Below are 12,712 nucleotides of genomic sequence, written 5' to 3' on the forward strand. Positions count from 1 at the left end.
GCTGGCTCTGTGTCGGTTTCGGCGTGCGGATCATCCCGTTCTGACGATCGCAACTTCCTTGCCACTGCGTCTCGATTGGATCGCGGCAAAGGCCAGTGCCAATGATCTCAGGTTGTGTCGGGCCGAGTTGTCCGGTGGACGATTTTCTTCGATTGCGCAGAGCAGTTCGCCCATTGCCCCACGAAATCCGTCGTTGAACCATGTCCCCTTCAAATCAGGGCGAGCATACCCGCTTGCGGTTGTCAGAGTGATCGTTTGCTGCCCCAGATCTGGTCCTTGGGAAACGATACTGCCGTCCGCGCCGGAGATATAAGTCGTATCTTGCGTCCCGTGTTGAGTACTGCCGTCGAAGACCAGGCTGGCTTGACCGCCCTGCAGCCTGATCACCGCCTGAGCCAGAAGCGGCACCTTGTTCTTTTGACCAATGGCGCCGGACGCAGTGGCAAAGACGGCCTCCGCTCGCCCCCCGACAATGGACGATACAAAATCGAACCAGTGGATTCCAAAATCGTAAAGGATCAGGTCCTCGATCTCATCGAAGGCAGTACCGGCGGTCCAACCGTGGTCCCAGTGAATGGCCACATGAATGGATTGTACATCTCCGACAACTCCGGAACGGCACGCTTCACGCATCCAGGCCATGTGTGGTGACCACCGACCATTTTGGTTTACGGCCAGATGCACCCCCTGATCGTCGGCCAACCTGACCAGCGCTTCTCCGGTTGCCAGGTCAGACACAAAGGGCTTCTGGCTTAGTACGTGCTTGCCAGCCTTCAGTGCGGCTTCGATCACAGGAGCCCGCACCCCGGTCGGCAGTGTAATGTCCACGACATCGATTTCACGGTCAGCCAAAAGGTCCTGAAAGTCTTCATCGATGCGGGCGTCGGGGCAGAATTCAGCCGCCTTTTCCTCTGCCTTCGCACGACTTCGGTTCCAAAGTGCAACAACATCCCAACCTGCCGATCGGTAGGCATCGAGATGGCTGTTTGAGATACCTCCGGTTCCTATCACTCCGATCCGCGGACGATAGGATCGCGGGCCAGGCGGAAGATAGTCAATTTCTGGCGCCGTGTTTTCAGGCAGTTCCTTGGATTTCAGGGCATAGGTGTCTGTGTCGGCAGCATCATCACTCACGGCAGCAACTCCAGTGTGCGCTTCTGAGCAGCAGACTGAACCGCCGTATCAACGATCCTCTGAGCCGTCAGGCACAATTGCGGGTCCAGCGGACCTGCAACCGGATTACCGCGCCTGATGCATCCCAACACGTATTCAATCGCGTTTGTTTGACCCCTTGGCAACGGATCGGCAGGGACGTTGTGTCGTTCAGGTCGGGCGCGTGTCTGAACCGTGACGTGATCGGCATAATCCGGCGAAGCGATCGTGCCGTCGGTTCCCACGAAGACGAAGCCGCAGACGGGTTGCGGCTGCGTAGTCCACGGGTCGGTGAACGTTCCCCAACGCGTCTCCATCTTGGACAAACCGCGCGCATAGCGGCAAACGGCGATAGCATGCTGATCAACTTCGATTCCAGGAGTTTCGTCGACGGTACAGGTAACCTCGAGCGGCGCCTCACCACCCATGTACCAGGTCCCCAGCGTCGCCCCGTAACCCAGATAGTCCAGCAATGACCCGCCGCCTGAGGATTTCTTGTACCACCAGGAAGACGGCTTTTGTTGCTCAACTTCTTCAGGGGTGACGTCGACCTTGTCGGCTAGGTGAAAGAGGGGGCCGCGATTACCGTCGTAGAAATGCACTTCGCGCAATTCACCGATCAATCCTTCGTCAATCAGGCGTTTGGCGGTGACGTGGCTTTCGACCCACCTCAGCGGCCAGTTGATGATCAATTGCCGACCTGTCCCGTCCAGGGCTGCCATCATGCGGCGCGCATCATCGGCCGAGGCGGCAAAGGGTTTTTCGACGAAGACATGCAGGTCATGAGGCGCCAGTTTTTCGGTGAATTCGGCGTGATCTGCCGTAGCCACGCAAAGAATGGCCAGATCATATGGCCCGGCGGCCATGCAGGTATCGAAATCGGTAAAAACGCGCTCTTTTGGAATTGCGAAGTTCTCGATAGCCGAAACCATTTTCTGACGGTCCGGATCGAAAATACCGGCAATTTCCGCGTCGGGGTGATCGTGCACCATCCGAAGCAAGTCGCCCATGTGCATATGGTCAAAGCTTATTCCGACAACCCGAAACCTGGACATGGACCCTCCCCCTCTAACGGTTTCCTGTGATCCTGACGTAAACGGCTGTCACGGCAAGGATGATCAGGCCGAACAGGACTGTTCTGGCACCTTCCGGCATCTGCAGCAGCGTCAGCATGGTATCCAGAACTCTGATGATCAGTGCGCCCACGATGGCACCTGCAAAGCTCCCGCGCCCGCCGAATATCGACGTTCCACCAATGACCGCAGCCGCCACAGACGGAAGCAACAGCGGATTGGCAAGGCTCAGCGAAGTTTGCCGGATCATACCAAGATAGAGCAAACCCGCCACCGCCGCGATCAACCCAGACAGCGCGTATAGCGCAAGATACACCTGCCAGGATTTGACGCCTGAGAGTTTGGCTGCGTTTTCGTTTGAGCCCAGCGCGAAAAGCAGTCTGCCGAACCCGGTGAACCGCATCAGCCAGAAGATGAACAAGGCGAAAGGCACGAACAGGAACAACCCATTGGGCATGGACAATGTGCGCCCTGTTCCCAGCCAGGCTAAAAAGGCCGGAATCTCGGAACCGGCATTGATGACCAGCCGCTGATACACCTGCAGGCACCCCGTGGCGATCAGTCCGGTTCCCAGCGTCATGATCAGCGGATGGACCCGCACCAGTCCGACCCCAAGGCCGTTTACGACCCCGACGACCACACCGGACGCCAGAGCAATCAAAACCGCAGGCGCCACACCCCATAATGAGCTTAGGGTTGCACAAACAAAAGCGGCTACGGTTGCCACTATCCCGGCGGACAGGTCGATCCCGGCCGTCAGCATCGTCAGCACCTGGCAGGCAGCAAGCATCGCAAGTGGTATTGCAAACTTGATCAGGTTTCCGACCCAAAAGGTTGAGACAATACCGTCGCGCCCCGCCCGGAAGGGCGTGACAATACCTGGCCGCATAACTTCCAGAGTGACGATCAGCAAAACCAGAAAGGCCAAAAGCGGGATCACGGGATTGTCGCGCAGGAACCGGCCAATGCGGACAATGGGTGGGTCATTCACGGACATACTCATCGTCTTGCCCCTCGTCGGGTTGCCGCAGTGCCAAGCAGAACAACGGCTACCATGATGGTGCCCTCAATGATCGTCGTGACGTTGGGATCAACGGCCAGAAGCGTCAGGATCGTTCGAACAATCCGCAGAATGAACACGGCGATTATGGGGCCCAGCAGGCCGCCTCGCCCACCGCCCAGAACCACGCCGCCCAGAACCACGGCAGCGACCGACGCAAGCAGGTAAGGCCCCGGAACCGGCTCACCGATCCCCGTCAATGCCGCCAGGCTCAGGCCGCCAAAGGCGCAGAACAACCCGCAAATGCCATAGGCCGCGACTTTTACGCGACCAACATTCACACCCGAGCGAAAGGCCGCACGCTCATCAGAACCCGTTGCATAGATTGAGATGCCCAATTTGGATCGGCGAATGGGAAGCCATATCAGCGCGACGCAGCCAACGATGATCGCCAGTGCGTTGGGTACACCGGGAACAAGGCCGCCGCGGATGCTTTGCTGTACCCAATCAGTTGTGGAACCACCCGGCGTTTCAAGAATCAGTAGCGCGACCCCTTCCCAGACGAACAGCATCGCCAGCGTTACAACAATGTCAGGTACACGCGTCACGACGATGAGACCGCCGTTGATCAGCCCCATGGCGAGGCCCAGACCAAGAACAATCACAATGGCGGACAAACCCGACATCTTCTCCATCAATACGGCGGCCGACACAGCGCAAACCGCCATCATCGATGCAACAGACAGGTCGATCCCCCCTACGATAACCACCACCGCCATGCCCGCTGTCGCAAAAGCAAAGGGCAATGCGGCGCGCGCAATACTCTCCAGCCCGGATGCGCCGAATGAAGGTTGAATGAGTTTGGTGATGATCAACAGAACCAGGAGCAGCGCGACGAGCCCGAGAAGCCAGGAATGTTTGCGCAGAATCTCCGTCACGCCGCAGTCTCGTTTTCAGTCAGCCCGTAAGCCGCCCGCAACAATGTCTGCTCGTCCGCGTCTTCCGCGTCGATGACATCCACGACCCGGCCGTTGAAGATGACCATGGCACGATCACAGGCCAGCGGCACCTCTTCCAGTTCGGATGTATAAAACAGGATCGAGGCACCGTTTTGCGCCAATTCACGGACAAGCGGATAGATCTGACGCTTGGTTCGCACATCAATTCCCCGCGTGGGATCAAACAACAAAAGCGTCTCGACGCCCGTGGCCAGCCATCTGCCAATCGTTACTTTCTGCTGGTTGCCGCCGGACAGACGCTGCACTTCGCCCTGAGCCCGCGTGTCGATCTGCAATTTTTCAATCGCGTAATCGACCCGTTCACGCTCGCGCCGTAGCTTCAGGTTGCCCCAAGCGCGAACGCGCGCAGAAAATGGCAGTGCGATGTTTTCTTTTACCGACCGCTGGGCCAACAGCGCTTCGGCCCGATCACCCGGAACGAAAGTCAGACCGACCGAGATTGCATCGGCAGGATGCCTGAACGCAACCTGCGATCCGTTTACTTCTATCCCTCCGGCCGTGGGCGGTGAGAAGCCGGCCAGACATTCGAACAATTCGTCCTGGCCCTGCCCCTCAAGCGCGACCACACCAAGCACCTCGCCCGGATGGAGATCAAACGAGATGTTCGAGACCTTTGGCGCGATTGCCAAGTCCTTGACACTCAGGCGCGGGTCCTTCTGCCTGACCGAACGCTTGTCTATGACTTCGCGCCGTCCCAAATCCAGTTTCTGCCCCAGCATGAGCTCTACTGCGCGTTCTTCTACACCGGGTTCGATTGCCAGATCGCCGACGCTCATCCCGTCTCGCAATACCGAGGCGCGGTCGCAGAGTTCAGAGATTTCGCTGAACCGATGCGACACATAGATGACGCCCATGCCCTCGTTCGCCTGCTCGCGCACGACCCTGAGAACACGCTCCACAAGGTCTGTGGGAAGGGCAGCCGTCATCTCGTCAAGCAGAAGCACGTCGGGTTTTGACGCCAGAGCGCGCGCGAGGTCCAGTATGCGCAACGTGGCCAGCGGCAAGTCACCGATCATGTCGGACAGGTTCAGGTTTCCGATCCCAAGTTCGCCAACCCAATGCCCGAACGGCTGGACCGGAGTATCGGTTAGACGCAGGTTGTCGGCCACGTCCAGATCAGGAATGAGCGAGGGCTCCTGATATACCGGGACAAGTCCTGACTTTCGGGCCTCTGAAGGGCTTCCGACATGGGCCTGCTGACCACGGATCAGCACCTGACCGCTGTCCGGCCTCAAGGCGCCGGTGATGATTTTCACAAATGTGGATTTCCCGGCACCGTTTGCCCCCATCAACGCAACGATTTCGCCGGGCGAAACGCTGAGACTGGCGTCCGTCAACGCGCGGACGGCACCAAAGCTTTTGGCAATCCCAGTGGCGTCGAGAAGATGTGTTTGCGTCATTGGTGCCCGCTGTTCCAACTTGCCGCGTTCCCCCCGCCCAAATTGGGCAGGGAGAATGCTGGCAATTCCCCGTTTATTAGCTGTCGCCCGGACCCTTGCATTCGATGATTTGCTCCATCGTGTAGTCGGTCCAACCCGGAACGGTGACCGAGACCGGCCACTCGGGATCCAGATTCGGGTTTTGCGCCGCGGTAATGGTTGCGACACCCTCATCAGTCGCGTTTTCCCATAGCACCGGGTCAACGAGTACAGTCTTACTGTCTGGGGCGTTACCATTCAGAATGTCAACGGCCAGCGCGATACCTGCCCCGCCAACGGAACCTGGGTTGGTGACAGCGGCACCCTGAAGGCCATCAACTTCGGTCAGATACTGCACGAACCCCGCATTGTCGGCCCCAACGATTGGCACCAGCGGAGCGCCGGATTCAACAAACGCATCAACGATCACGTTGTCTATCCCACTGGTCCACACACCATCGAAAGGAATACCGGTGGCCAGAAAGTCAAACATCTGTTGTTTGCCCTGGTCCTGCTGCCAACCGGTGAACACCTCGTGCACCACATTGATACCTTCATGTTCAGCCAGGGCCCGCTTAAAGCCATTGTCGCGGTCGGTATCAGCTGACACGCCAGCAATCCCGCGCATATAGACAACATCGCCGGAACCACCCAACTGCTCAAACAGCCACTTGGCGCCGAGATAGGCGTATTCTTCCTGGTTGTTCGACAAAATGTACGCACCGTCCGCTGTTACGCCAGCGTCGACCGCGACCACCACGATGCCCTTCTCCATGGCTGCATCCAACGCCGAGTTCAGTGCATCCGGGTTCGATGGGTTCAGAACGATCGCGTCAACCCCGGCTTCAATCAGGTTGTTGATGTCCTCCAACTGACCGGCTGAATCCGTGTTGCGGTGGGCCACAATCAGGTTGGAGACGTCGCCCTCTACCAAGGCCTGAGCGCGCATCGCACAGATCATCTGTTCACGCCAACCGTTGCCTTGCACGGTATTGGATACGCCGATGGTATAGTCCGCGGCAAACGCCGCCGGTGTAAAGGCCGCTGCGACAGCAATGGCAGCCGCACCCGTTAGTAACTTTTTCATTTCTGGTACCTCCCAGTTGATCAATCTTTAGTATGACCGGAGCTGTTCGCTCTTCTATTTTATGAAGGGTTGCAGCACGTCACGTGCCAGCAGAAACCCGCGTTTTACCTTCTCGTCAGTTCCTTCAAAAAGCCTGTCTTCATGCTCGATAATGATTGGCCCGTCATATCCAGCGCGATAAAGCCCCGAGAAGAAATCCGACCAATCGACGTCCCCCAGGCCACACAGCCGCGGCACCTGCCAACCCATTCCCGCCGACATAATCCCATGCTCGTAAAGCCCGTCGCGATCCACCATCAGGTCCTTGGCGTGGACATGGGCTATGTTCGGGCCAAACTCCTTGATGAACCGGGTCTGATCGATGAACTGCCAGATCAGGTGAGACGGGTCGAAATTCATACCGACATCGTCGCCCCACTCTTCGAAAATCCTGCGCCAGATCCTGGGAGAGTAGGCAATGTTGTGACCGCCGGGCCATTCGTCATAGCTGAAGATCATCGGACAGTTTTCAAAACACAGCCGAACGCCTTGCCCCCGGGCATGGTCGACGACGGGCGAGATGATTTCCCGCGCCCGCGCCCAGTTTTCATCCACGTTCAGGGTCCTGTCGCCCCCCACAAACGTGTTGACCAACGGCAGGCCCATGACACCGGCCGCTGTGATTACCTTCTTGAGGTGCTCGATCACCTCTTCCCTGTGCGATGCATCCGCATGCAGCGGGTTCGGGTAATACCCTAGGCCCGAAGTTCCGATGTCCAGCTCGCCTAACGCATCAACAATTTCTTTGCCCTGTTCGGTCGTCAGCCCATCCACATTGATGTGGCTGGTACCGGCATACCGCCGCTTTTCGCCGCCCGAGGACGGCCAGCACGCAATTTCGAGCGCTGAGAACCCATTGCCCGCCGCCCAAGTGGCAACTTCCATCAGCTCGGTGTCTTCAAATGGCGCAGTCAACAGCCCCAGTTTCATGGCATCACCCTCAGATCTCGTCCAAATCGACCCAGCGGCTTTCGCGGGACGATTTCACGACAGCATCGCAGAATCGCATCTCATAATGGCCGTCTTCGAAGGTTGCCCACGTGCTTCCCTTTCCGCGCGCACCCGAGCAGATGTCGGCGTAAACGGCCCGGAAGAATCCGAAAAAACTGTCCGCAAATCCTTCGATATGGCCCGGTGGTAAAGACGCTGCCGATGTTCCGGCAGTATTCATCAGTGTGAAATCACGCATCAACACCTGGTTGGCGGCGTCACGACGACCGATGAACAGGTGATCCGGTGTTTCGCTGTCCCACGCTGCGCTGGCTTTGCTGCCCGCAATGTCCCAGACCAGAGAATTCTTGCGACCGATATTGATCTGCGATGTGGTCATCACACCCTTGGCGCCACCTTCATAGCGGATCATGATCGCCGAGGCGTCGTCCGTATCAATCGTCACGGTTTCAGTCGCGCCTTCCGCGCTCGAAAATGTCTCAACCGGTCCCTTTGGGCGCTGCCGTTCCGGCAAGAACGTCGTCAAATCGGCGAAAACGGACGCGGCCTTTAACCCGGTAACGAAGCTCGTCAGATCGACCCAATGGGTGCCAATATCCCCGACCGAGCGCAGGGCACCGCCAATTTCGGCCTGCAACCGCCAATTCCAATCTGTAGGTTTCGCAAGCCAGTCCTGATGATAATGACCGGTCACAAAGCGGATTTCACCCAATTCCCCTTGATTGACCATTTCATGCGCCTGTTGGTTCAGAGGATAAAAACGAATGTTGTAGCACACCGCGCATATCTTGCCCGAAGCCGCTGACATTTCCACCATTTCGGCAGATTGCCGACTGGTCATTGCCAGGGGTTTCTCACAGATCACGTGCTTTCCGGCTTTCAGGATCGCCATGACCTGCGGATAGTGTGCCTGGTTCGGAGAAGTAACGTGGACCACATCCACGCTCTCATCTGCCAACAATGCCTCTATTGACGCGTACGCCTGCGCCACACCAATCTCGGCTGCGCGTGCGGCACCTCTATCTGCCGACGACCCAAGTACGCCGACCACCTGCACGCCCAGACGACGCAGGGCCTGCACGTGAACCGTCCCGATGAAACCCGTTCCGACGACTGCAGCGCGTATCTGTGAGACGTCAGCCATGATCCCCTCCCTCAGACAACCGAGTATCCTCCATCGACAGGCATACAAACGCCGGTGACAAACGCCGACGCATCAGAAGCAAGAAAAAGCGCTGTACCTACAATGTCTTCTGGCACCCCCCATCGCACCATCGGCGTTCGCGCTTCGACAGCATCTACAAAATCTGGATCTTGCCTGGCCCTCGCCGATTGCTCGGTAACGATGAACCCCGGAGCAATCGCGTTTACCCGGATGCCGTCCGAGGCCCATGCAATCGCAAGCGATTTCGTCAGTTGCTCGACACCGGCCTTGGAAGACCCGTAAGCCGGGTTCTGCGGCGATCCAAAGCGGGCGTACATCGACGCAATATTGATCACCCGACCCCGGCGCGCCAGCAATGCCGAATGCAATGCCTGCGCGCATCGCATTGTGCCGACCAGGTTGACATCCAGTACATGGCTGAAGAAACCCGGCTCCATTTCTTTACCGCGCCGTGTTATCGCCGCGCAATTGACCAGTACGTCCAGTTCATCGCGTTCCCGACCAAATGCGCGAACGGCATCTGTCTCGGTTACGTTGAGCTGCGTGTAGGGAAAACGCGCAGCATCCTCGGGCAGGCATTCTGCCTCTGCGCCCGTGATTTCAACTTCGGCACCGGCGCCTTTGAAGGCGCGGGCGACGGCCGCTCCGATACCGCCGCGGCTCGCTCCGATCACGGTCACCCGGGCGCCGGAAAAGTCGAACTCGGCAGCCGCAGTCACAGGATCACCCCGGTCGACGCATTGTTTCTTGCTGCGATCATTGCACTCCCCCGATTGCACCAAATTCGCAACTGCAAACGATTACATTTCAGAAAATTCGGCCTTTTCAAGAAATGAAATCGATTACATAATCGTCAACGTCAGAGATTCGAGTCAACTGAAATCTCATTTTGTTACCAGGGGCCATGATCCAAAAACCCGCCACTATTCAGGATGTCGCCCGCGTGGCCAAGGTTTCCGCGGCCACTGTCAGCCGTGTTTTGTCCAACCCCGACCTTGTCAAGAAATCCACTAAGGATGCAGTTTTGCAGGCCATCCAAAGTACGGGTTACAGGGTCAATCAGGCTGCCAGAAACCTAAGGATGCAGCGGGCGAACGCCGTTCTGGTTCTTGTACCCAACCTTGGAAAACCGTTCTATTCGGGCATCCTTGCTGGCATCAGCGAAGCTTTTTCAAGTACCGGGTACGCGGTTCTCATCACCGATACCGAAAGCAACCCAATTCACGATTCTGCACTGGCTGGATACTTCCTGGACGGCCGTATCGATGGGGCGATTTCGCTGGACGGTCAACTTTCCGAAACAGTGCTGAGCGAATGCGTTCAGGCCGGCGCCGGAGATCGCATCGTTTTTCTGTGCGAGTGGGTAGAAGACCAGTCGTTCCCGGCAATCAAAAGCGACAACGTCGAAGGCGCGCGACTTGCAATCCGTCACTTATTTGATCTTGGTCATCGCAAGATTGCCCATATTACCGGACCTCAGGGGAATGTTCTTACAACGGCGCGGCGTGAAGGCATGGTCGCGGAACGCACCCGGCTAGGGTTGCCCGCACCGTCCGAATGGATCATTCGCGGTGATTTTTCGCTGGAATCCGGGTTCGAAGCAGCCTCTCGCATTCTGGCCATGCAGGATCGGCCCACGGCAGTCTTTTGCTCGGCCGATATGGTTGCCTTTGGTCTAATTGCAGGGCTGCAGGCCGGTGGTATTCGCGTACCCGAGGATGTATCCGTCGTTGGCTTCGACGACATCGAGATGTCGGAATACTACGTGCCGGCGCTGACCACGATACGGCAGGATAGGCACCTGCTGGGCCAACGTGCCGCAAAACTTTTGCTTGGCCGCCTTTCACGCGGTCATGGGACAAGCGAACCCGAAACTCCGGTGCCGGTCGAACTGATCGAACGTGCGAGCACCGCACCACCCAAACAGTGAGACGGTATTCTATCCCGGCGCTCCCAATACCGATTGTTCAAGATCAATACTCACCCCAGTCATCGGGAAGGATTCGGGGCTCAACAAAAAAACCGTGACACGCGCGGCTTCTGCCGGCGCCAGTAGCCTGCCAAGTGGGAGGGATCGCCCTGCCCGCTCAGCCCAGTCCGGTCCCCCGCCCAAAACCTTTGTTTGCATTTCGTGTTCAGAGTCGGTGTTCACCCAGCCAGGATTGATCCCGTTGACCCGAATACCATCACCCAAATGCGCATTGGCCGCATTTTTGGTCAGCGTCTGCAACGCGCCTTTCGAGGCCGCATAGATAGTCAATTCCGGCGCACCACAATGCGCATTCATGGACTGGATATTCACGATCCCACCGCCTTCACCGCGGGTCTGCATGTCCTTGATCGCTTCGCTCATAAGCAGAAACGGCGCGCGCGCATTGATCGAAAATATCCTGTCGAAAGCGGTAACAGTACCGTCCAAAAAACTCGCCCGTGTCGTTATTCCTGCGGCATTAACGAGCCCGTCGATCCTGCCAAACGCCTTCTGCGCAGCAGCTGCAATTTCGGCGCTGGCGCCTGCTTCCGCCAGATCTGCGACAACAGTCTTGACATCCACGGTGCCCGAAACCTCATTTGCGAGGGTTGCAAGACCGACCCGATCCAGATCGGTGGCCAGAATCTCTCGGACACCCTGCGCGGCCGCTTCGTGCACAATTGCGCGTCCGATACCCTTGGCTGCGCCCGTTACGATAATTGCCATATTCTCCAGCTGTTTGGTCACGCGCTCACCCGACCGGCTGGGATATTCTCTCTCAGGATAATCTTTGGTTCGATATGCTCCTGCGGCAACTGCACGGAACCCGACGCAATCGCTCCGAGCAGGCGAATTACTGCTTGTTCACCAATCAAACGAGCATTCTGATCGATCACCGCGTGGATCATACCTTCGGCCAGCCATCGACGTGTGTCCTCGGTCAGGTCGTGTACAACGACAAAGGGACGGTCAGCTCGCGGCATGGTCTCCAGGGCTTGCACCAGACCTTTTCGACCGGCACCGACGCAATAGACACCCACCAGACTCGGCCGCGACCGGCTTAATCGTGTTAACTCCCGGTACAACCGCGCCCCGTCTTCGCCCGTTTCAACCGAAGGCAATGGGTTCAGCGAAGGATTGTAGGTTGACAGGCAGGTTCGAAAACCGGACTCGCGCTCGCTATGGCCATGATACGCATGGCTCCCAAAGAAGACCGCAATGTCACCTGTTCGATCTCCGACAAGCATGGCAATTATCTGCGCCGCGGTTCGACCGGCGATCAGATTGTCGACGCCAACATAACCTGACCTGGGCGTCGCTAGAACATCCGACGCCAGGGTGATCACGCGAATTCCGGCCTCACAAACCCGACGCAGAATGTCACGGCTTCGAGGGTCATCCGTGGCGATCACGCCAATCCCGTCGGTATCCGGTGACAATTCGTCCAACGCCTCGACGAGGCCGTCCGGACCAATACCTTTGAGCACTTTGATGCTGCAGCGTTCGACAAGAGGCTGCGTTTCGGCAAATTGCAGTATCCTGTCGGCGAGTTCCTGCATGAACGCGTTTCCACCGCAGGGTATAAGAAACTCCAGCCGCGCAGGCCGGGACGGCAGCGCGACGATGCCCTCGGACGGAAGGTACCCCAATAGCCGCGCGGCACGCATCACTCGTTGCCGATTGGCCGCGCTGACACCTTTGCGCCCATTGAGGACACGATCTACAGTTGCTGTTGAGACCCCTGCCCGCCTGGAAACATCTGCAATAGTCGCGCGCGCCATGCGATTGGCATTCCCCGTTGATCAAACAATTGGCGAATATTGTTGCACAACCAGC

12 protein-coding genes are annotated in these 12,712 nt (G+C 57.7%); 1 reads left to right on the plus strand and 11 read right to left on the minus strand.

The features are described from left to right. Positions 1-30: 30 nt before the first annotated feature. From AC2TDJ_RS15275 to AC2TDJ_RS15315, 9 genes are all read right to left on the minus strand, one after another. Positions 31-1,134 carry a Gfo/Idh/MocA family protein gene (locus AC2TDJ_RS15275; RefSeq protein ID WP_480843394.1) on the minus strand — a complete coding sequence of 368 codons (1,104 nt, stop codon included), beginning with the start codon at positions 1,132-1,134 and terminating at the stop codon, positions 31-33. Beyond that, complete coding sequence (locus AC2TDJ_RS15280) at positions 1,131-2,207, minus strand: Gfo/Idh/MocA family protein (protein ID WP_480843395.1); 1,077 nt, start codon at positions 2,205-2,207, stop codon at positions 1,131-1,133. The genes AC2TDJ_RS15275 and AC2TDJ_RS15280 overlap by 4 nt, the downstream gene beginning before the upstream one ends. A gap of 13 nt (positions 2,208-2,220) precedes the next feature. After that, on the minus strand, positions 2,221-3,228 hold the full coding sequence (locus AC2TDJ_RS15285; protein ID WP_480843397.1) for an ABC transporter permease: 1,008 nt from the start codon (positions 3,226-3,228) through the stop codon (positions 2,221-2,223). Next, entirely contained in the window at positions 3,225-4,163 is a 939-nt protein-coding gene (locus AC2TDJ_RS15290) for an ABC transporter permease (protein WP_480843399.1), read from the minus strand. Before AC2TDJ_RS15290 ends, AC2TDJ_RS15285 begins: the two co-directional genes overlap by 4 nt. Further along, on the minus strand, positions 4,160-5,644 hold the full coding sequence (locus AC2TDJ_RS15295) for a sugar ABC transporter ATP-binding protein (protein ID WP_480843401.1): 1,485 nt from the start codon (positions 5,642-5,644) through the stop codon (positions 4,160-4,162). Before AC2TDJ_RS15295 ends, AC2TDJ_RS15290 begins: the two co-directional genes overlap by 4 nt. Positions 5,645-5,720: 76 nt before the next feature. Further along, entirely contained in the window at positions 5,721-6,749 is a 1,029-nt protein-coding gene (locus tag AC2TDJ_RS15300) for an ABC transporter substrate-binding protein (RefSeq protein WP_480843403.1), read from the minus strand. A 54-nt stretch (positions 6,750-6,803) separates the two neighbouring features. Further along, positions 6,804-7,718 (minus strand): sugar phosphate isomerase/epimerase family protein, encoded by a 915-nt coding sequence (locus AC2TDJ_RS15305; RefSeq protein WP_480843405.1) that lies wholly within the window; start codon positions 7,716-7,718, stop codon positions 6,804-6,806. A 10-nt stretch (positions 7,719-7,728) separates the two neighbouring features. Continuing rightward, positions 7,729-8,883, minus strand: a complete 1,155-nt coding sequence (locus tag AC2TDJ_RS15310) for a Gfo/Idh/MocA family protein (protein WP_480843407.1) — start codon at positions 8,881-8,883, stop codon at positions 7,729-7,731. Between the two features lie 11 nt (positions 8,884-8,894). Further along, on the minus strand, positions 8,895-9,623 hold the full coding sequence (locus tag AC2TDJ_RS15315) for an SDR family NAD(P)-dependent oxidoreductase (protein ID WP_480843409.1): 729 nt from the start codon (positions 9,621-9,623) through the stop codon (positions 8,895-8,897). Between the two features lie 185 nt (positions 9,624-9,808). Between AC2TDJ_RS15315 and AC2TDJ_RS15320 the strand changes: the two genes are divergently transcribed. Beyond that, on the plus strand, positions 9,809-10,834 hold the full coding sequence (locus tag AC2TDJ_RS15320; protein ID WP_480843410.1) for a LacI family DNA-binding transcriptional regulator: 1,026 nt from the start codon (positions 9,809-9,811) through the stop codon (positions 10,832-10,834). 9 nt (positions 10,835-10,843) lie between these two features. On the opposite strand, the gene AC2TDJ_RS15325 is transcribed toward AC2TDJ_RS15320, so the two are convergent. Together AC2TDJ_RS15325 and AC2TDJ_RS15330 are read right to left on the minus strand one after the other, a co-directional pair. Beyond that, positions 10,844-11,623 (minus strand): oxidoreductase, encoded by a 780-nt coding sequence (locus AC2TDJ_RS15325; RefSeq protein WP_480843412.1) that lies wholly within the window; start codon positions 11,621-11,623, stop codon positions 10,844-10,846. Next, a complete protein-coding gene (locus tag AC2TDJ_RS15330) occupies positions 11,620-12,657 on the minus strand; it encodes a LacI family DNA-binding transcriptional regulator (protein WP_480843413.1) in 1,038 nt (345 codons plus the stop codon). Before AC2TDJ_RS15330 ends, AC2TDJ_RS15325 begins: the two co-directional genes overlap by 4 nt. Between the last annotated feature and the right edge of the window lie 55 nt (positions 12,658-12,712).

This window comes from Ruegeria sp. HKCCD6647-2 (assembly GCF_057221075.1).